The organism is Azospirillum sp. A23 (assembly GCF_042938965.1).
Classification (GTDB): domain Bacteria; phylum Pseudomonadota; class Alphaproteobacteria; order Azospirillales; family Azospirillaceae; genus Azospirillum; species Azospirillum melinis.
In genome coordinates this window covers 152,606-171,750 of sequence record NZ_CP170672.1, presented here as the reverse complement: position 1 = coordinate 171,750, position 19,145 = coordinate 152,606, and the positions used below count along the sequence as shown (strand labels likewise).

Below are 19,145 nucleotides of genomic sequence, written 5' to 3'. Positions count from 1 at the left end.
GCCTCCGGGGTGACAGCGTCCGAGATCGCCATCGCCGCTACTGTGACGTCAGGAGCGGAGCGTTGGATCATTGCAACGTATTGTTCGAGAGCACTACCTGGAGGGCCATAGACGACGACGAAATGCATGGCGGACGCTCGCGCTATTCCAGGGAGGAATCCCGACCGAAGTGGCAAGCTTGGCGACGTCAGTCGACACGTAGCCGCACCGTCCGGACACAATGCTTATGCGATGTGTTGCATAACCGGGTATGCATCCCAGAGATGCTATTCCTTTGCGTCTCGCTATTATTGCGCGACATGCCGCAAAGGACAACCCTAGCCTTGGTGTTATGGCGAGGTCCACCCAGGCGCTGCTCGCTCGCCGTCGTTGGCTACTACTGGATAGGACGCAGGGCTGGGCCCTGACCCTGACCGGCTGAGACAGGCTTTTGACGCTCAGCTTCTGCCGGCGCCCGATCTGACGACCGCAAGCCAGGCGGCGGGGAGGGCGTCATCAGGACCACGAATGGCGTGCATCCCGCAAGCGTCAGTAGCGCAAACGCGGTGAAGGTAAGGCTCTTAAGTTTCATTGTCCGAGTGCGATTTTGGAAGAACACGGGCGCGCAGTCTACCGTATTACTCCGACGATGACCAATAAAAATTCGATTTGTTGCGCTCATGTCTTGCGACAAAGCACGAAACAGGCTTAAATATCTGAAGCCGTTATGGAGCTTCCCCCATGCTCTCCTTGGTCAAACGAATGGCCGCCGCGATGATCCCGCAGAACATCTATGATGAAACCTCGCCCAGCGACGAACAGTTCGCGGCGATCCGTGCGATTGAGGACTGGTACAGCGACAAGCGTGCACCCCAGGTTTACTTCCTCGGCGGCGGCGCTGGCACCGGCAAGTCGTACACGGCCAATAAGGTGATCGAACGCCTCAAAGAGCGGAACAAGGTCAAGAAGGTGGCGTCCGGTGCCTATACGGGGAAGGCTGCGCACATCCTGCGCAAGAAGGGGGTCAAGGACGCGACGACCATCCACCAGATGATCTACGAGCCCCGCGAGGACGAAGAGACGGGGGAAATCTATTTCGTATCCCGTATCGACGGGCCGGCCGCAGAGGCGGACCTGATCGTGCTGGACGAATGCTCGATGATCGACGAGAGGCTGGCCAACGACATCCTGATGTTCGGCAAGAAGGTGTTGGTCCTCGGCGACCCGTACCAGCTTCCACCCGTAAGCGGTGCCGGCGCATTTACGAAGAGCGCCCCCGACTTCCTCCTGCGCGAGATCCACCGGCAGGCCAAGGAAAGCCCGATCGTCCGACTGGCGACCATGATCCGCAATGGCGAGCTGCCGCGCCGTTTCGGGTCCGTCGGTTCGGCCCACGTTCTCCCGCTCACCCCCGAGACCCAGCGACTCGTCGCCCGCCGTACGACGCAGACGCTGTGCGGGGTTCACAAAGTCCGCTTTGCCTACACGAGCCGCCTGCGTGCGCTGCACGGGTTCTCCGGCCCGATGCCAATGCGGGGGGAGCCTGTCATGTGCTGCAAGAACAACCGCGACGCAGCGCTCTTCAACGGCATGATGGGCATCATGACGGCCGACGCCGAGCAGGGCTTTGAGAAAGGGGAGGGCGTCTTTAACCTGTCAGTCCTGATCGAGGATGAGGCGAAAAGGCGCAAAGACCTACCCACGTCGCCATGGATGTTTCAACAGCACTTTAATCACAGCATCACCCGCCCTAAGATTAGAAAAGGTATTGAAGAATTCGACTTCGGCTATGTCCTCACTGTCCACAAAGCACAGGGCAGTGAATGGGACAGCGTAACGGTCATTGACGACTCGCGTGTCTTTCGTGATGACCGCTGGCGTTGGCTTTATACCGCGGTCACTCGCGCCAGCGATGAACTGGTGCTCCTCCTGAGAGAAGACCTTGGCGGGCGGTGGAATATGCCGGTGTTCGATGACTGCGAATTGCAGCTCGCTGCCTGATATACACGAACGCGTGCCGCTCCTCGTCCTACCAGCACAACGAGAACGCCACGGCTTGTACCAGCTTCGGCCCGCAAGATACATCGTACAGGGCGCATTATGTGGTTGCGGACATGCGCTTTGTACGATATCTTTTCTGTGTTCCCCAAACACGCCCGAGGCTCCGATGCCCACTATTCATCCGCCGCCCGGCTCTCAGTCGGACCTTTTCGGCCCGCAGAAGCTCCCGCTTTGGCAAACCACGAACATTCGCTGGATCATTGAAGAAGGCGAACACAAAGGGCGGCGCTGCATTCTGAAAAGCAGCTTCGACACCAAAGACGGTATGAGGTTTGGCCGCGTGGTTTTGGAAGACACGCGCGAGGAGATCGTCCTGCCGGTGGCGGACTTCCGCCTTGTGATGGACACCGTTGTGCCACCCGGCCTTGAGCCTTTCAGCGTCCGTCGCCGACCGCACTCAGGCCTCGCCCTGACCGGCGCTCCCGCCTCGGTCCGGCTTAAGTCGTTCGAAAATCCCTCGCGTCTCCCGGTGTAAGAGCCGGTTGGCGGCTGTCCCTTTTCCCATCCCGAACGCCAGCCGCCGACCGAATCCCACCGCTCCCCACACCGCCCAGCAACCCTTATCCCTGGAAAGAACCGCACCATGCCACACAGCAAGGGCGACCGCGTTTGCTTGACCCATCCGAAGACCAAGAAGACGGTAAACGCCGTTGTGTTCAAGGTCGCGGCCAAGGTTTCCGTCGTCACCGACGATCTGGAGGTTTTCACCGGCGGTCCCGCCGTCTTCACCCCGTCCAAGGTGCCCATCCCGTCCAAGCTGCACGATTTCCTGGCGAACCTGACGCTCGAGAAGGGAGCCCGCGTCGAATACGAACATGAGGGGGCGATGGTGTACGGCGTCGTCAGCAAGGGCGGAGAGAACGTCGTCGTCGTCCTGGATGGGGGGCGTCAGGAGAGCCGTGGCCCGGCTTACCTCTACCACCGGTCCAACCACCCTCTGCCGGTTGATCCGCCGTCGGACATGGACAGATGGGCCGTCACGAATTACCGCGAGGTCAAGGCTCTGAGCGAGGAGACGCCGTGCTTTACGGCGACGATCACCTATGACGGTAAGCCGGTTCTACTCGCCGACAATCGCGGTCAGGGCGGTCCCAATGGCTACGCCACCCACCCGAAGGCTCCCAAGGGCACCAAGTGGGAAACGAAGCTGGTCGACGACGCAAAGGCCTGGGCCGAGCAGTTCGGCTGCGCACACCCGGTTCCCGGCGAGACGGATGACTGGCTGGACTGGCATGTGACGGAACGGCCCTTCGGTGTCACCGCGGCCGCGCACTTCGCGAACTGGAACGCCATGACGGCCAGACTGCGCAAAGCGGAGGACTGATGGCGATGCAGAGCCCCTCATCCCCTGTCTGGTGCCTTCCAGGCGACGACATGCCGATGGTCGAGCCGACGGCTACGCGGGCCGCACTGGCGTCATGGATCGCGGCACCCGCCGCCCTTGTTGAAGGCCGATGGCTTGTAGCCGTCGTCGTCACCCGACGCCGGGTGTACGACGGTGCGGTTGGCCGGCGCGTGACGCGGGACTGGCGAATCGGCCACTTCCTTATCTGGCGCGATGGCCAAGTCGCTCCGACCCTGGATGAGGGCAGCGCGATAAGTGTCAGCTAAACAACGCCGCCATTATCAACCAAAGACAGCTACGGCCGAGCGGATGCTGATCCCGCCGTCCTTGGTTCGCCGGAGTTGGCGTCCGACAGCGTAACGAAAGACGGCCGGAAGCTGGAGGGCTGGGGGAACACGGGACCAAAGGGTTTGGATCACCGTCCGCCCCTTGCGGGTCCGGCGTTGGGCCTGACCTGCCACCGTGCGCTGGGACCAGCGGAAGCCGATCTCGCCGAAATACAGGTCAGCATGGTCGGGGCTGATGTGATGGAAGACGCCGGTGATCGTGCGCCGAACACGATCGTTGAAGCCCTCGGCCGAATTGGCATGCACGCTGCCGCGAACATACTCGCGCTGAGAATGGCGAACGGTATCGTGCGCAGCGAACGCGCTGCCGATGGCGACGAACGCCTTCCATTCGTCGCTCATCAGGTGCGCGTCAGGATCGACAGCGGCTTCCAGAACTCGCTCGGCCTCGTCGAGCGACAGATCGGCGACCACGGCGGCACGGGCTTCGCCCGCCGATGTCCCCGGCTCCCGACCGCTTGGCCGCTGGACGACCGCGAGTGCTGGCGTCTTCGTCGTGCGGGGATGGCCCTTGCGTCCGCGCCCCAGCTTGGGAGGGTTGGGGTCACGGCGCGGCTTGGCGCCGAAATGGAATTCGTCGATCTCCACCGTCCCGCCCAGCGGATGGTCGCGCAACACCAGGAGCCGCAGGACGTGGCCCATCCGCCAAGCCGTCGGCTGGCTGACGCCGAGTGCTTCGGCCAGACGGATGGACGAGATGCCCTTGTCGGATTGCAGGATGAACCACAGCCCCATGAGCCAGGTCCGCAACGGCAGCTTCGTTCCATGCAATGGGGTTCGCGTCGTCACGGTGAACTGGAAGCGGCAGTCCGGATTGCAGCACTGATAAAGCCCCGGCCGGGACCGTCGTCCCATGTCGCGCCCCGCCAGAGTGATCGAGCGCCGCGAGCCGCAGGCGGGGCAGAGCCGTCCGTTCGGCCACACCATCGCCTCAACCAGCCGGCGGCACCGCGCCTCGTCGCGGAAAGCTTCGGTCATCTCCGCCACGGTCCGGATGGCCGCCAACTCCTCCAGCATCGATCCCATCGTCCCCTCCGCGCTCGATGGTTGAGAGTCGCACACAAACACTGGAAGAGCTATATTTTACTGTTTTTGGTTTATAATGGCGGCGTTGTTTAGCTAACACTTATCGCGCTGCCCTCTGGATCGGCAGATCTACCGAGAGGTTCTGCAGGAGGCTCGTGCTCACGGTATCGACCAGAGCGTGGTGCATGGGCGGCTCTGCACCATCGGCGGAACGCGCATGAGCTTCGAGCAATTCGGTGTGCGGTCACGGAGCCAGCGCGAGGGGCTGGTCGAATGACTGGATCCCGTTTTGCCCGTCACCAGCCGCCTGCTGCGGTGGATTATTGCTTCGACGGCCGCTGCAAAACTGGCGCTTGCCTCGGGTTCTGCACGAAGGACCGTAAAGCCCGTTACGCGGAAGCGGCCAACTGGTTTCGGGAGGGTGGCTGCGTCATCTGCACCTACGATAGCCGGATTATGGGAGACCACATGACCGGTCGCGCAGGGACAATCCGGCGGGTCTGCGGATCACCCTTCGATGACCACTGCTATGTCGTGTTCCCTCCCATCGGGCGTGAGCGCAAACCGCGCGAGCGCATGATGGAATTGCGCCAGCTGGAGCCGTTCGATCCCGATGCTCCGTGGCGACCGGTGCTGGACGCTGAGCAGCTCCGCACCCTGGCCGCAATCCAGGCTGATCCCTCAGCACCGCTTGTCTGGGGTCGGGAGCGGAACAGCCGCTGGCGTCTGGCCCGAACCCTCGCTGCATTGGGCGTCGTCCGGCACTCGCCGGGCAAGAGAGCGTGGCTTGAACCGTGGGCACTCACAGAAAGAGGGCAGGGAGCACTTGCGCTGCTCGCCCAACCGTCGACGAGCTAGAACCCGGTAATCGCGGGCGAACAGCGAAATCACATCAGCCACGTCTTCCAAGGCGTGGCCGCTGGTGTTTGCTGCTCTCTGTCCCACACGGAAAATTGGAAATACAGATTTCACTCTGCGTAAGAACCAGACTTCGTAGAGGTCCAGAATAGCGGCAAATAAACCCGGCACACGCTGCATTTTTGGATTGCGTTATGCGCTTTGTACGATACATTTACCTCGTTCCCCAACATGCAAGGCGACCGCAGCTATGCCGGCACCCGAAACTTTGGCACCCGCTATGACCGCTCCGATTGCGGCCACCTCTATCTACAATCGCCTGTTCGCGACGTTCCGACCGCAGGCCTGGGTCAATGATCACGCCGTGGACATCGACGGCACGAGCCGGATCGACGTGACCAACAAGGTGCTGGAACTGAGCGCCGATGAAATCCGGGCTCTGCCCGACAGCCCGGATAACGACTTCCTGGCCGAAAGCACCGTCGAACTGAGCGCCCATGGTGGCCCTTATGAGGTTGATGTGGACGCCGGTGACTTGTGCGCCTTTTTTGGTGTCGCCGACATCGACGATCTGACCGACGAACACGTTGCCGGAGCGAAGCCCCTCCGCACTGTCACGATCTCGGTGGAGTACGGCATGACCATGCAGGCCTATGGCCGTACGGCCATGCCGCTCGTCGTGCCGGCGGACACTGCCGATGAAGATCTGGTTGCGCTGGCGCGCAAGGCTGCTGCGGAGGCCTTCAAGAACGGCAAGCTGATCGACAGCTGGAAGGTGGACGCCAGCAGCGCCGATGGCTATCGCGTCGTGTCCATGTCCGACGCCGACAATGGGGACATCGACCCCGATGGCTTCTCGCTGCAGGACAATGGCATGCGCTACCTCACCGCGGCCGAGCGCGCCGTGTTCGACAGCGCCGCCGGCCGCGCTCTGCTGGTTCACCTGCCGGATATGCTGGCTCTGCTCAATGACGCGCTGCCGACCATCGCCGCCATGGCTGGTTACAAGACGCCAACCCCCCAGGTCGACGATTTCATCGGGCTGGAGCGAGACATCACGAAACTCCTTGCGGCGGTGAGCGGCGACAAGGATGCCAGCACCACCAATGACGATGAAGACGTCTGCCGCACCTGCCACGGCCCTGGCGCGACCGGCGATGATGCCTTCGATGGCGAATGCCCATCCTGCGCCGACAAGTCCGACGAAGCGCTCCACGCCGAGCTTGGTGCGGCAGACCCGGTATGAGCGTCTCCGTCACTCAGGGTGTTCTGCCCAACGCCGAAGACCGCATCCGCCTGCTAAAGATGGGACCCGATCCCTGTCCAATTGAGCCGGGAGCCACCGGCACGGTCAAAGCCGTGAACATGTTCAAGTTCGGACCACCGGGGCATGGGCAAATCCGCGTCGACTGGGACAATGGCAGGTCCTTGATGCTCGCCCTGCCGGAAGAAGAGTTCGAGATCATCGCCTAACCGCTGCGGGCGCGTTCCCTGGAGCGCGCCCCCGTCCTTGGCTCCTTGACGCTTGAAGCCAGCGCCTGAGCCCACCAGCGGCACCTGCGTCCCCCCCGCTTGCTGCCATTCCCGCACCGGGAATCCGACCGCGACACCGGAGCACTCCATGGTCGTCATATCCCCTCTCCCGATCCTGTGCACTGCCGAGTTGGACACGCTCGCGGGGATCCATGCTGATCCCGCCTGCTCCATCATCGGCACAGGCACGGTACTGCCAGACCGTCTGCTGGACCTCCACAGCACGGGCGTCTTGGTGAAGCCCGCCTACTACGAGCGCGACGGCAAGCCCTGGCCGGTGTCGGCGCGCGGCTTGGCGGTCCTCCGCCGCGCGGGACTGATCGCGGATGTGCCTCCGATTGAGTGCATCGCCGCCGTCCGACAGGGGAGGGGATATGCCGCCATGGAAGGTGCGCCCGTTCAACCCTGGCACCTCATTCTCGACCGGCATCCCTACGCCATTCCGGTCAAGGGCGAGGTGCCGCTCACCCCTGGCTGGACCCATGTGTTTTCCGGCCATGACGGGCCGGGAACCAGCGACTGGTTCGTGCTGCTCCGGCTTCCCCCAAAGACGCCGGGCACCCGGATACGCGTGGTCCATCGGGAGCCTGGCTTCTCGCTGTCCAGCACGGAGGGGATGACCGGAACTCTGTCGACCCCCCCGTTCGCTGGCGAGTGCAAGAGCTGCAGCTACCCGAACAGCCCCTACTCCTGGTTCATTCCGGACGGGGTGTGGAAGTCGTACTGGAACACTTGCGTGACCCGGCTCGACAAGGTGGAGCTGCTGCCGTGACGGCAGGCATCTATCGCAGCAATCTCGTCACCTAAACGGCCGGCCCGTCGGCCGGAGTGCAGGCCCTCTCGCTCGCCCCTGTTTCGCGCCCTGTCCGTCACCCGTCTCCGTGACCTCACGCCGATCAGGGCCGCGACCACCTGGTGGTTCACGCGCCTCCGCGCCATCGCGCTGCTCTAGCCATCATCGTCCGCCCCCGACACCAGAGCGCCGCCACACAGCCGCCGCTACACCCGGACTCTGCCAATGAACATGCTTTCCAAGGCTGATCGCCAGCTCGCCATCGACTTCGACCGCGACAACACCATCCCGACATGCATCCATTGCGGCGAGCCGCAGGTCGTGGAACTGGCCGAAATCTGGTCGGATCACTCCTTCATGATCTCCACCTGCTGCCATCTGCTTTATGAGGAACTGGTTTATGAGATGGCCGATCCGGACTTCCGCACGTCCCTGCTGCAGAACCTGCAAGCGGCGGAGCACCTGGGCGCTGAGCGGCTGCGTCGGGTGGCCGATCAAGACGGGCAGCTACTCTTGGATTGCGAGTTGGAAGTCGCGCCCATCGCCTTTTCCAGGATGAAAGCCTTCGTCCAGCGCCACCACGATCACTGCCCGCCTCCCGTCTGTTGGCGGTATGGCGCTGGCGTCTGGAACGGTCACACGCTGGTAGGCGTCGTTTCAGTTGGACGGCCAGTGGCCCGGATGCTGCCGCAGACGGCCTGGGTGGAGGTTAACCGGCTGTGCGTTGATCGGAGCCTCCCGGACACGCTTCGGTACAAGGCCTGCTCGACCCTCTATGCCTGGGCGGCCTCTGAGGCTGCCCGGAGGGGGTTCGACCGCATAATCACATACACGCTCTCGACGGAATCCGGCATGAGCCTCCGCTACGCCCGCTGGAAACCCGAGCACGTAACCCGACCGAAGAGCTGGAACAGCCGGAGCCGCCAGAGGGTCGACAAAACGCCCCTGGTACCGAAGGTCCGCTGGGCACGCGACCTCAAGGCGGCACGTCCGGCACTCCAAGACTGAGGGAGCAGCGCATGCATACTCCGCGCGTCTGGCTCGCCGCGGCTTCTCGGCGTCGAAGCACGACGTCGGGAGACCGGCCATACACAGAGCATATCGTCCGTCACGAACGGGCAGCCGGGGCGAGCTTCGCCAAGTCCAACTCGCCCTCGGCGCCCCACCCGGCGGTGCCGGCCTTCACCTCGGGCCGGAACGCCTCATACATCCGGAACGCCTGCCGTGCGAGGTCCGCCGGTGGCAATGAGTGGGCCAGCACCGTCATCGCCTGACGCACATCCTCCAGGTCGTCCCCAAACTTCCCGGCCAAGTACCGGTTCACGCTCGCCGGCGTGATCGGCTTGCCTTGACGGACCGCACGCAAGCCGTCCTTGGTGTGCACGGCGGGGACCGACCGTCCCATGAGGTGAAGGTGGATCTCTTCGCCATCTTGGAGCGCCTTGCGCTGATCGCTCACCGTCTCTGGGGTCGGCTCGAAAATTCCCAGCCGGACACCTTTGGCATGCGCTGTGAGGCCCGATAGTGCCTTGCCCATGGTGAGGGCTTCGTCACGGTCCAGACCCAACCGTTCCGCGACCACTGCAGCCCACAGCGTCAACACCGGTGCCCTGTTGATCATGATCTTGCGATGCGATGGCGACATAGTTCGATCCTTGTGTTAACGCCCTCATCTGAACGGAGCCTCAGATAAGCGGTTCCGTTAGAAGGGACTTCCAGAACGGGCGATGGAGAGTTGCGGAGATTGCCGCAGTCGCCGCAGCGGGTCTCTGGGCTGCAGTCGACTAGCTGCCGCTAGGTGATGCTCTGCCGCCTTCGCCCATGCGTGACCTGCGCCAGATCCGACGCAGCTTGCGCCTTGGCGCTGCCGGCAGCGCCCTAACCAGGGATGACTGGGCAAGCCAGCGTCTGACTCGGACATTAAGTATTGCGTTAGAAGCGCGCCTTGCCACCACCCCACCTAAAAGGCATTACTATTGCTCCGCGTCCGACCGATACATTGGAGATACCTCACGCTCGTAGATGGCGGAGCTTAAAGTGTAGCGTTACGCTTCATTTATTGTTGCATGGCTGCGCTCTGTACGATATAACGGCGCTGTGTTCCCCACACTCCGCCCGCAGAGGCTCCCGCATGCAATCCGCTCCCGACTTTTCGCTTGTCATGAACCGCTACCGTTCCAGCGTTGGCGCCGCCGTCCAGGCTGGCACGCTGCCTCGCGGCTTCGGCATCGAGGTTCGCTGCACGCCCGCCGGCATGTTCACGGCTCTCAACGTCGAGGTCATTCGGTGTGAGGTTCTTATTGTTGACCCCGCCCATGCTGCCTCGCCAATGCCCATTCTGAACACCGCGGGCGAATACCTGCGTAAAGTGCTGCTCAAGCTCGCAAATGAGAACGCCGGCATCGTGGGCGTGGTGAAGTACCGTCGCGATCTTCTGGCGCAACAGGCGTCCACCGTGCGCACGCTGGACGCCTCGGCGCTGGCGGCAATGGCGTGGAACCCCCCGGCCAACGACAGCGCTCCGGACGAGCCTCCGCCGCCCGCATCGGCGGCTTCCGACGAAACGATGGTGAGCGGCTATGCGCTGCTTGCCGATCGCCTCTTGGAACGGATCAACGCCGGGGCGGCCATGTCGTCGGCGGAGCTTTTCAAACTGGCGGACGAAGCGTTCGGCGGAACCATGGGCGCGGGCGCTTACGTTGCCAAGGACGCCTATGAGGCGTCGGAACTGGCGATGAACCGCCATGTTCGCGCCAACTCTGCCGTCTGGAAGCTGGACGTTGATGCGGACAGCGCCGTTCGGATCGCGTCAGAAATCGAGACGGCGGCGGCTCTGTTCCCCACTCAGACCCGCCGCGATGGGGAAATGCTGGCGCTGCAACAGTTCTCGACGCCTCCCGCCTACGCCTACGCGCTGGCTTGGGCCGCGGGCGTGACTGCAGGCGACGTTGTGTTTGAGCCCAGCGCCGGGAATGGGGGGCTTGCGGTGCATGCCTCCAACGCCGGAGCTAAGGTCCACGTCAACGAAATCGCCAACCGTCGCAAGCTGGTTCTGCGGGCGCTCGGCTACGAGCCCACCGGCGAGAATGCCGAACAGGTCCACAACATCTTTGCGGGCAAGCTGACGCCTACCGTGGTTCTGATGAACCCGCCCTTTAGCCGGTCGATCCGCACGGGCGACAAAAAGGACCTGTCGGTGGCCGGCGAACACGTCGAGGCCGCGCTAAAGCTGCTCCCGAACGGTGGCCGTCTCGTCTGCATCACCGGCAAAAACACCGGGGCCATCGGCAATCGGGGCTCGTGGATCACGCGTATCCGCTCCAAATACGCCGTGCGGGCCAACCTGCTTGTGGGTGGTGCGCTCTACAAGGCTCATGGAACCAGCATCGAAACCCGCGTCGTGGTGATCGACAAGGTTCCGGCGAACAACACCGCGCCGGTCATTGGGCAGGCGGACACCCTGGAACAGCTTATCCGCCTCCTGGCCCCGGTGCGCCGTACGTCCAAGGTGGACGACGACGGTGACGGCGCGGACAGCCGCTTTGCCGCTTACCGTCCGGCCCGCCTGGACACTGCCAAGCTGGGCCTGCCCACGCCGGCCCCGCATCCGGGAAAGCTCGTGGAAAGCTGGGCCATGTCGGCGGTCACGCCGCCGGAAATCTGGTATGTGCCCAGCTTCCCGGAAGAGGTGATCGCGGAAGGAAAAATCTCGGCTGCGCAGTTGGAAGTCGTCTGCTACGCAGGTCAAGCGCACGCTCAATGGCTGGAAGCACATACCGATGGTGTTCCGTGGCGCCGTGCTTACTACATCGGCGATGGAACAGGGGTGGGCAAAGGGCGCGAGATCGCCGCGATTATCTTGGACAACTGGCACAAGGGCGTTCAACGCCATGTTTGGCTGACGAAGGACAGCACCAAACTCTTGAAGGCCGCCAAGCGCGACTTCAAGGCCTTGGGTGGCGATCCGGCCCTGGTGTTCCCATTGCGCGCCACCCCGGCGGCGGAGGCGGTGAAGGCCGCGCATGGCGTGATGCTCGTTTCGTTCGGAGAACTGCGGTCGAACCGCCCCGGTAAATCGCGGGTCCAGCAGATTGTCGACTGGCTCGGCTCAGATTTTGAGGGCGTTCTTGCCATGGACGAGTCCCACAAAATGGGCAACGCCATGGATGAAAAGGGGGAGAGGGGCCGCACGAAAGCGTCTCAAACGGCCTTGGCAGGAATCGACATTCAGCGTCTGCTACCAAAGGCGCGTGTCGTCTATATCTCGGCCACGGCAGCATCCGAAGTGCGCAATTTCTGCTTCGCTGATCGCCTCGGCATTTATGGGCCGGGCACGCCGTTTCCCACCAAAGAGGCTTTCGTGTCCCGCATCGAGGCCGGCGGCGTAGCCTCAATGGAGATCGTCGCCCGTGATTTGAAGGCCATGGGCTTGTTCTCGGCCCGCTCGCTGTCGTACGCCGACGTGAAGTTTGAGCGGCTGGTTCACGAGTTGGCCCCGGCTCAATTGGAAACCTACGATACCTTGGCTGATGCCTGGCAAATCGTGCTTTCCAACCTCGATGCCGCCATGGACTCGGCGGGTTCTAAGTCTGACGCCGGCGCCCGCAGCGCCGCCCTGTCGGCATTCTGGGGGGCCAACCAGCGCTTCTGGAATCAGGTTCTCACGTCCATGCAGCTGCCGACAGCGGTCCGTGAAATGGAGCGCGACATAGCCGCCGGTCATGCCGTGGTCGTCCAACTCGTGAATACCCTGGAAGCCCAGCAGGAACGCGCCCTGTCCAAGGAGGGCGCCATGGAAGCTCTCGACGATCTGGACCTGACGCCTCGTGACATTCTGATGCAGTATTTGGAGGCGTCGTTCCCCATTCACGCCTACGAGGAATACACCGACGAAGAGGGCAACACGCGGACCCGCCCCGTAATCGACGAAGCGGGGAACCGCGTCGTGTGCGCCGAAGCGGTCATGATGCGTGACGATATGCTGGCTCGCGTCGGCTCCCTCAAGGTGCCGCACGGGCCGCTGGAAGCCATCATCGACCATTTCGGCGTGGAAACCGTGGCCGAGATTACGGGCCGCTCCCGCCGGGTCGTCACCCTGGCCGATCCGGAAACCGGTCTGCCGACGCGCCAGATCCAAGCCCGGAGCGAGGGCGCCCGCCTCGCCGACATGGAAGCGTTCGCCAACGACAATAAGCGCATTCTGATTTTCAGCAATGCCGCCAACACTGGCGTGGATTTTCACGCGTCCAATCAGATCCCCAATCGTCGCCTGCGCCGTCATTACGTGCTGCAGGCGGGGTGGAATGCGAAAGAATGCACCCAGGCCCTGGGGCGCACCCACCGCTCCGATCAAGCGCAGGCCCCGGAATACATCTTGGTCACGACCAATCTTCGCGGCCAACTGCGCTTTATTACGTCCATCGCCCGCCGGCTGGGGGCGCTTGGCGCTCTCACGAAGGGGCAGCGCGACACCGGCAGCCAAGGGCTGATGTCGGAGCGGGACAATCTGGAAGGCGAGTACGGCACGGCGGCAATCAATCAGATCATCCTCGAACTGCACATTGGAAGCACGGTTGCCGGGCTCACCATGGCTGAGTTTGAGCGCAAGCTGGGGCTGCGGCTGACCGATAAGGAAGGGAACCTCACTCGCAACAGCTTCCCTCCGGTGCGTCAATTCCTCAACCGCCTGTTGGCATTGAAGGTGGCCGACCAGAACGCGCTCTTTGATGAGTTCCAAGATCGCCTTGATGAGCAAGTTCAGGCCGCGATTGATGCCGGGGTCTATAACCAGGGCGTCGAGGAATACCGGGCAGATCGCATCGAAGTGGTGAGCCCGCCGCGGACCGTGTACGTCGAGCCGTCGTCCAAGGCGGAAACCTACTACGTTCACCTCCGGGCATGGCACCGCCGCACGCCCCGTTCCTTCCATGCCGTTGCCGACGGACGGATGGGTGGCAAGAAGCGGGAGGTTACCGGCTTCGTCCGCGAGATCGCCACGGGGGCGGTGTTCGCGGTCGCCACGGCCCGCGCCCGGACGGACGACGCAGGGAGCGTGATCGCACAAGTCCGGCTTATCGGCCCCTACTCGGAACGCTTCGAGGAAGCCCGTAATCTGTCATCCGCTAAGGCCTTCGCCATCCTGTCCAGCAGCGAGGCCGAAACCCTGTGGCTTGAACAGGCGAGGGCGACGAAGGAACTGCAAGGCTACGATCTGAACCTCATTTGCGGCGTTCTGCTCCCTGTCTGGGACCGCCTGGATGCCGGGGGCCGGGTCTTCCGCGTGATCGATGAAACGGGCGCTCAGTACCTTGGTCGCCTGATCCATCCCGGACGCGTGCGTTCCACCCTGGCGAAGCTGGGCGCCGATCTGAATACGGCCTGGACCCCGGAAGAGGCCATTGACGCGGTTCTTACCGATGTGCGGCTGGATCTGGTGAACGGGTGGAAGCTCAAGCGCGCCCGCGTCAACGGCGAGTATCGGATCGAGGTCGTCGGGTTCCAGCCGTCGGATATCAAGCGTCTGGCCGACCTTGGCTGCCGGCGCGAAATTGTCCAGTACGCGACGCGCCTTTTCGTCCCGACCGCCGATGCGTCGGTGATGACCGCGCTTCTCCGCGTAGCGCCGGTGGCTGAGGACGACGCCGACGCAGCGGAAGCGGCCTAAGTCGGGAAAGGAACCTGTCCGGCACTTCGGGCAGGTTCCGCCGGCTCCCCGAAGGAGCAGGGGAGGGAATCAACTCGCCCCCTCTCCGCCAACCCCGTCCCTCGAATGTCGCGGTCGAACGCCAGTGCGGCGGGAAGGTGACGCGGGCAGGGGAGCCGGCCAGGATCGCACCCCGACCCTGGATAGGAATGGATACGAAACATGGCGACGAACTACGGCCTGGGGCAGGCCAGCGGGCCTGAGCTACGAGCCCTGCGCAAGGCACTTGGGATTGAATCCCAGCTTGGCATGGCGGCGCTGTTGCACTTTCTGGGCGGCACACCGGTAGCGCGGTCCACGATCAGCCGGCAGGAGAGGCTTGCTGCCGCGTCATCGACAGAGCTGGTCGCGTTCCTACGTTTCCTCGCCCTGGTCAGGCCCAAGCCTCCGGCAGAGGGGGTGAGGTCAACCGAGCCGCCGCTTCCAACTCTCGACGGCTTCCTCGAATGCCGGCTGGGGGCCTCCCGGTCGGACACCGACGCCGGAACCATCGAACAGGCCGCAGCGGACTGGCGCGAACTCCTGCTGTCGCATCTGCGCTTGGGACGGGCTCTGCAGGTGGAGTTGCTGGATGGGCAGGAAGACCACGAGTTCATCGTCCAGCTCATCCAGACCGCGCCCGGCGTCGCGGCACAACACCTTCTCCGGCTTGGATACGGGCCGGAACCGTCATCACTCCCGAGGTTCAACCATGCTCACAAGCACTTTGCTCTGTCCTCAGTGCCAGCGTCCGTACAAGACGGAGGATGCGCTGCGCCGGCACTTGGAGAACCGGCACCGGGTTCTGGTGCTGGACGAGGACATCCCTGAGATCACCGGCCGCAGCTTCATCTTCGAGGATCAGATCTACGATGTTGAGGGCTTGCTGGCGCTGGTGCGCTCCGCACCATCCAAGTTCCCCCCTGAGCTGGTCCCATTGGATCAGGCGCTGCTGACCCATGTCGCCCTCTTCGAGCGCGATGAACGCCGGATCGCCACCATGACACCCGCCGAAGCTGAGGTGCCGATCCTCACCGTAGGCATGGCTGGCGGCACCACGCAGGTCATCGACGGCCTGCATCGCATTCACCGCCGGCACCGCGACGGCAAGAGGGACATAGCGATGGTGTTCGTTCCTCACGCGGTCGCCCAACCCTTCATCCACCCGCGCCCCCGCCGTGGCGCGTGAGCATCAAGGAGATCTGTCGTTGTCCAGCTTAAACACCGAGAACGCCATGCGCCCGTTCGAAGACGATCTGGCCGCCCTGCTGGCCGCACTGTCCGGTTACGGCAGCTTCGTGCACGAGATGATCGGGGATGCAGGGGAGGGGCTGTGGGCCGGCATCGAACGCCCTGGCCCTGAGAAGCTGTTCGCCTTCGAGGTTCAGAACGCGGCGGGCGACCGCTGGCTTGCTCTGCTCGTCTGGAAGGATCACGCCGACGGCGGCATCACCGGCGCCCTGGTGCGGTCCGCAGACGTGCCGATCCAATACGAGGACGAGGAGGTTACGCTTGGCCAGTTGGCCGTCCGGCATCGCCTGCGCAGCTCGACGAGGCCGCAGTGGGATGACGTCCTCGATCTTGCCGATGAGCTGATCGCGCCGCCCGACGCCAAAACCTCCTGAACGATGACGGATCGGAAAGGCGATGATTTTCGCTGCCTTTCTCCGGCGCGCAGGCGCAGCCTTCTGCCGTATCGTCGTGGCTCGACACTCGGGAGCGCGCCGATGAGGAAATCCCTCACCAACCCAATCAGCGAAGCCCACGCCCGGGGCCAAGTCACAGCACTCCTCAAGGGCACCTTTCACCGGGAGCGCCCCGCTGATGCCGAGTTGGTCCAGTACCTGTCGGCCGAGATCGCTGGGTCAATCTGGCGCCAGTACGAGATCGGCCCCTTTCAGTGGCAGGCGAAGCATCTGCGCTGGTTTCTGCGCGATGGTACGGCAGAACTGAGCATGGATGATCGGCACACGTACTACCTGACCGTCGAACGGGTGTCCCAGGCCCTTGGCAAATGGGGCCGCTGGGAGGATGACCTCGCCTCCGGACCTTGGGCAATCCCGCCCGCTGCACTCGTCCAGCCGGCGTTATCGCAGCCTGCTGTATAGAATTCCACGCCATCCTCGTTAGACTTGGGCCGCTGACTTCATGCAGCGGCCCGTTTTTTATCGTGTGGCGAAGCAACATCTGGAATAGTGTCGGCCCAATATGCGATGTCGCATGATTGGTGACCATTTCCATAATAACAGTTATGTGTGTTTTATTTCCACGTTGGAGGTGATGGTGGCATTGCGGCTCTTTATGTTATCGGCTCTGCTGATCGCGGCGAATATTCCTCACGCGCTCGCCGACGGATACGCAAAGGAATATTTGCAGCGTGTGCGCCCAGGAATGTCTGAGGAGAGCGTTCGCAGAGTATTTTCCGAAGTACGGTGTGATGAAGTTATAGAGCGAATGCATCAAGACCGTATGAATGGCAAGACACAAGACCGCCTAAATTTACAATGTGTCGCGCATAACCTTTATTCTCCTTACAGCGTCGATTTCTCCCCGTTGTCAAAGGGGCGGAAGGCTCAGTCGATCAGGTATATTTGGATAGATGTTAGAGACGAAGATATGATTGCCGCAGAAGTCGCAGAGACCATTGGGCTACCGATGGCAAAAAAGGAATGGCAACATACGTTAGGAAAAGTATACCCATGCTGGTTCTTCGAGAATAAAGCCGTCAGAGCGCCTCTGTGTCATCAAAGCGAAGATGAAGGGTATCGGGTATGGCACCTGGGTTACATAGCAAAGCGCTAGACCGGCAGCGCATGATCAAGAACGAGAACTTTGTGTGCATCGATCGGCAGACCTAGTGGTGTGCGCCAGACGGACCGTTAGGTATTTAGCTCGGCGCAGTCCGCAGGATACCTCCGATCCGCTAACGTACAAACGACACTATCCGTCTGACTCAATCCACTAGAGAGGTGAGAGATGCTTGAACAGCGCATCTACCGATAAAACGACGTTTTGTAGTCATACATCCGCCGTTGCCTTTCAGCACTTTCTGTAACCCGGTGGTGAGATGCAGACATTCTGTTGAAATGAACCTCTTTTAATATACCATGCATCTCATAGGCTTCGTCAAAATAGGCTGAATCACGATGTCATCACCCGCAAAGGTTCGGATATTCTTCTCCTGGCAGAGTGACTCCCCTGCAGCAACAAACGCTAATGCAATCAGAGATGCCTTGAAAGTGGCATGTAAGAAAGTATCAGGCACAGCCGCAAAAATTGAATTTATACGAGATGAAGCTACGAGAGGAACCTCTGGAAGTCCCAATATAGCTCATAAGATACAAGAAAAAATAGATTCTGCTGATATATTCATTGCCGATATCACAACTATCACTTCAAAGGAAGCCGGGCGCCCCTGTCCAAACCCAAACGTAGTGTTCGAGCTTGGATATGCAGTATCACAGCTTGGCTGGGATCGCGTTATAATGTTGTTCAACAAAGAGTTCGGTCAGTTTCCCAACGACCTGCCATTCGATTTTATTCAGAATCGAGTAAGTCTTTACCATATCGAAACGTCTAAACCAAACAATGGGAAAGCGCATTTGGAGAATCTTCTTCAAGTGGCCGTTTCTGCCGTTGTCAAACTCAACCCAAAACGTCCTCACGAGTTAAGAGGGGTGAGCAAAGAAAAACTTCAGCACGATCATGATGTAGATAACATAAAGTGGGCACTGTCATCTATTCATATTCCGACGATGGACGACCTCATTGAAAGGCTTCCTGGCTACATAATAGATCAGAATTTCTTCTTCTATGAGGGGTTCAAGGGCGTCATTCAAAATAGTCTGTTTAGCCTCTATGACAGTAATTTAGATAAATCGTTCCAAAAGCTCTATGATTCGTGGAGTACAGCTCTATCTTACCCGGGGATGTACCATGACACGGCAAACGGAAAGCTCCACGTTTTTACCAATCCGGGGGATATGCCGCTGACCAGTGACAAACAAGAGGTCTGGGATGCAATAGATGGCGCTAGAACACAAATGCGAGAAGCGTTGGACGAAATATTGGCTAGAGTAAGGGAATCTTATTTAGAAGTGAACATAAAGAACTCTAATAAAAAAGCTTGGAATGAGTACATTGAGTGGATCAAGGACGACGATAATAAATGAAATATCGGTGACGTTATTTACTTCTGCGAATGTTATGCATGTGGATCGCTTGGCTCGATCAGCCAAGCGCCGCGTTGGTGTCAAGCCACGAACGACGCGATCTTTCTGATCCGGCTCACTAGTGGTGCGCACCAGACGGCCCGTCACGTATGTAGCTCTACCGAGATGGTGAGATGGCGCGCTTTTACCAAGCTACAACGAAATGATCCGTCTGGCGCACACCACTAGCTACAGTACAGTCGCATCAGCAACCAACCTATGATGGAGCACTTGATGCGCCTGTTTGGGGTTAAGGGTTTTCCAGAGAGCTCAGAGATCCCCACCGTCGTCTGGCACGTTCGAGCCATGT

Annotated in this window: 17 protein-coding genes; 14 read left to right on the top strand and 3 right to left on the bottom strand. The window is 61.3% G+C overall.

Features of this window, described 5'->3' with window-relative positions; all coding sequences use genetic code 11:
* The first annotated feature begins 720 nt into the window (after positions 1-720).
* The 3 genes from ABNQ40_RS35665 to ABNQ40_RS35655 all read left to right on the top strand — a co-directional run bounded on the left by ABNQ40_RS35665 (position 721) and on the right by ABNQ40_RS35655 (position 3,364).
* A complete protein-coding gene (locus tag ABNQ40_RS35665) occupies positions 721-1,980 on the top strand; it encodes an ATP-dependent RecD-like DNA helicase (protein ID WP_377806583.1) in 1,260 nt (419 codons plus the stop codon).
* A gap of 166 nt (positions 1,981-2,146) precedes the next feature.
* The gene (locus ABNQ40_RS35660; protein ID WP_377806584.1) at positions 2,147-2,515 is read left to right on the top strand and encodes a hypothetical protein; all 369 of its coding nucleotides are present in this window, start codon (positions 2,147-2,149) and stop codon (positions 2,513-2,515) included.
* 108 nt (positions 2,516-2,623) lie between these two features.
* Positions 2,624-3,364 (top strand): hypothetical protein, encoded by a 741-nt coding sequence (locus ABNQ40_RS35655; protein WP_377806585.1) that lies wholly within the window; start codon positions 2,624-2,626, stop codon positions 3,362-3,364.
* Positions 3,365-3,666: 302 nt separating this feature from the next.
* Here ABNQ40_RS35655 and ABNQ40_RS35650 read toward each other — a convergent pair whose 3' ends face one another.
* On the bottom strand, positions 3,667-4,758 hold the full coding sequence (locus ABNQ40_RS35650) for an IS1595 family transposase (protein WP_377806586.1): 1,092 nt from the start codon (positions 4,756-4,758) through the stop codon (positions 3,667-3,669).
* 273 nt (positions 4,759-5,031) lie between these two features.
* On the opposite strand from ABNQ40_RS35650, the gene ABNQ40_RS35645 reads away from it, so the two are divergent.
* From ABNQ40_RS35645 to ABNQ40_RS35625, 5 genes are all read left to right on the top strand, one after another.
* Positions 5,032-5,616, top strand: coding sequence for a hypothetical protein (locus ABNQ40_RS35645; RefSeq protein WP_377806587.1), 585 nt, complete (start codon positions 5,032-5,034; stop codon positions 5,614-5,616).
* A 280-nt stretch (positions 5,617-5,896) separates the two neighbouring features.
* Complete coding sequence (locus ABNQ40_RS35640; RefSeq protein ID WP_377806588.1) at positions 5,897-6,862, top strand: hypothetical protein; 966 nt, start codon at positions 5,897-5,899, stop codon at positions 6,860-6,862.
* Positions 6,859-7,089 carry a DUF4314 domain-containing protein gene (locus ABNQ40_RS35635; protein ID WP_377806589.1) on the top strand — a complete coding sequence of 77 codons (231 nt, stop codon included), beginning with the start codon at positions 6,859-6,861 and terminating at the stop codon, positions 7,087-7,089. The genes ABNQ40_RS35640 and ABNQ40_RS35635 overlap by 4 nt, the downstream gene beginning before the upstream one ends.
* A 148-nt stretch (positions 7,090-7,237) precedes the next feature.
* A complete protein-coding gene (locus ABNQ40_RS35630) occupies positions 7,238-7,921 on the top strand; it encodes a hypothetical protein (protein WP_377806590.1) in 684 nt (227 codons plus the stop codon).
* 246 nt (positions 7,922-8,167) lie between these two features.
* Complete coding sequence (locus ABNQ40_RS35625) at positions 8,168-8,950, top strand: XF1762 family protein (protein WP_377806591.1); 783 nt, start codon at positions 8,168-8,170, stop codon at positions 8,948-8,950.
* 100 nt (positions 8,951-9,050) lie between these two features.
* On the opposite strand, the gene ABNQ40_RS35620 is transcribed toward ABNQ40_RS35625, so the two are convergent.
* The gene (locus ABNQ40_RS35620; RefSeq protein ID WP_377806592.1) at positions 9,051-9,587 is read right to left on the bottom strand and encodes a hypothetical protein; all 537 of its coding nucleotides are present in this window, start codon (positions 9,585-9,587) and stop codon (positions 9,051-9,053) included.
* A 486-nt stretch (positions 9,588-10,073) separates the two neighbouring features.
* Between ABNQ40_RS35620 and ABNQ40_RS35615 the strand changes: the two genes are divergently transcribed.
* Positions 10,074-14,606: a strawberry notch-like NTP hydrolase domain-containing protein gene (locus ABNQ40_RS35615; RefSeq protein ID WP_391349707.1), complete on the top strand. Its 4,533-nt coding sequence runs from the start codon at positions 10,074-10,076 to the stop codon at positions 14,604-14,606.
* Between the two features lie 444 nt (positions 14,607-15,050).
* Here ABNQ40_RS35615 and ABNQ40_RS35610 read toward each other — a convergent pair whose 3' ends face one another.
* Complete coding sequence (locus ABNQ40_RS35610; protein WP_377806595.1) at positions 15,051-15,281, bottom strand: hypothetical protein; 231 nt, start codon at positions 15,279-15,281, stop codon at positions 15,051-15,053.
* A gap of 55 nt (positions 15,282-15,336) precedes the next feature.
* On the opposite strand from ABNQ40_RS35610, the gene ABNQ40_RS35605 reads away from it, so the two are divergent.
* The 5 genes from ABNQ40_RS35605 to ABNQ40_RS35585 all read left to right on the top strand — a co-directional run bounded on the left by ABNQ40_RS35605 (position 15,337) and on the right by ABNQ40_RS35585 (position 18,796).
* A complete protein-coding gene (locus ABNQ40_RS35605) occupies positions 15,337-15,813 on the top strand; it encodes a hypothetical protein (RefSeq protein WP_377806596.1) in 477 nt (158 codons plus the stop codon).
* Between the two features lie 19 nt (positions 15,814-15,832).
* Positions 15,833-16,249: a hypothetical protein gene (locus ABNQ40_RS35600; protein ID WP_391349705.1), complete on the top strand. Its 417-nt coding sequence runs from the start codon at positions 15,833-15,835 to the stop codon at positions 16,247-16,249.
* A 102-nt stretch (positions 16,250-16,351) separates the two neighbouring features.
* A complete protein-coding gene (locus ABNQ40_RS35595) occupies positions 16,352-16,732 on the top strand; it encodes a hypothetical protein (RefSeq protein WP_377806598.1) in 381 nt (126 codons plus the stop codon).
* Positions 16,733-16,844: 112 nt separating this feature from the next.
* Positions 16,845-17,426, top strand: coding sequence for a hypothetical protein (locus tag ABNQ40_RS35590; RefSeq protein ID WP_377806599.1), 582 nt, complete (start codon positions 16,845-16,847; stop codon positions 17,424-17,426).
* Between the two features lie 344 nt (positions 17,427-17,770).
* Positions 17,771-18,796, top strand: coding sequence for a TIR domain-containing protein (locus tag ABNQ40_RS35585; RefSeq protein WP_377806600.1), 1,026 nt, complete (start codon positions 17,771-17,773; stop codon positions 18,794-18,796).
* The last annotated feature ends 349 nt before the right edge of the window (positions 18,797-19,145 follow it).

What these genes read in the sequence shown, in the direction of transcription:
- ABNQ40_RS35665 (WP_377806583.1), top strand. Translation starts at nt 721, where the DNA reads ATGCTCTCCTTGGTCAAACGAATGGCCGCCGCGATGATCCCGCAGAAC.
- ABNQ40_RS35660 (WP_377806584.1), top strand. Translation starts at nt 2,147, where the DNA reads ATGCCCACTATTCATCCGCCGCCCGGCTCTCAGTCGGACCTTTTCGGC.
- ABNQ40_RS35655 (WP_377806585.1), top strand. Translation starts at nt 2,624, where the DNA reads ATGCCACACAGCAAGGGCGACCGCGTTTGCTTGACCCATCCGAAGACC.
- ABNQ40_RS35650 (WP_377806586.1), bottom strand. Translation starts at nt 4,758, where the DNA reads ATGGGATCGATGCTGGAGGAGTTGGCGGCCATCCGGACCGTGGCGGAG.
- ABNQ40_RS35645 (WP_377806587.1), top strand. Translation starts at nt 5,032, where the DNA reads ATGACTGGATCCCGTTTTGCCCGTCACCAGCCGCCTGCTGCGGTGGAT.
- ABNQ40_RS35640 (WP_377806588.1), top strand. Translation starts at nt 5,897, where the DNA reads ATGACCGCTCCGATTGCGGCCACCTCTATCTACAATCGCCTGTTCGCG.
- ABNQ40_RS35635 (WP_377806589.1), top strand. Translation starts at nt 6,859, where the DNA reads ATGAGCGTCTCCGTCACTCAGGGTGTTCTGCCCAACGCCGAAGACCGC.
- ABNQ40_RS35630 (WP_377806590.1), top strand. Translation starts at nt 7,238, where the DNA reads ATGGTCGTCATATCCCCTCTCCCGATCCTGTGCACTGCCGAGTTGGAC.
- ABNQ40_RS35625 (WP_377806591.1), top strand. Translation starts at nt 8,168, where the DNA reads ATGAACATGCTTTCCAAGGCTGATCGCCAGCTCGCCATCGACTTCGAC.
- ABNQ40_RS35620 (WP_377806592.1), bottom strand. Translation starts at nt 9,587, where the DNA reads ATGTCGCCATCGCATCGCAAGATCATGATCAACAGGGCACCGGTGTTG.
- ABNQ40_RS35615 (WP_391349707.1), top strand. Translation starts at nt 10,074, where the DNA reads ATGCAATCCGCTCCCGACTTTTCGCTTGTCATGAACCGCTACCGTTCC.
- ABNQ40_RS35605 (WP_377806596.1), top strand. Translation starts at nt 15,337, where the DNA reads ATGCTCACAAGCACTTTGCTCTGTCCTCAGTGCCAGCGTCCGTACAAG.
- ABNQ40_RS35595 (WP_377806598.1), top strand. Translation starts at nt 16,352, where the DNA reads ATGAGGAAATCCCTCACCAACCCAATCAGCGAAGCCCACGCCCGGGGC.
- ABNQ40_RS35590 (WP_377806599.1), top strand. Translation starts at nt 16,845, where the DNA reads ATGATTGGTGACCATTTCCATAATAACAGTTATGTGTGTTTTATTTCC.
- ABNQ40_RS35585 (WP_377806600.1), top strand. Translation starts at nt 17,771, where the DNA reads ATGTCATCACCCGCAAAGGTTCGGATATTCTTCTCCTGGCAGAGTGAC.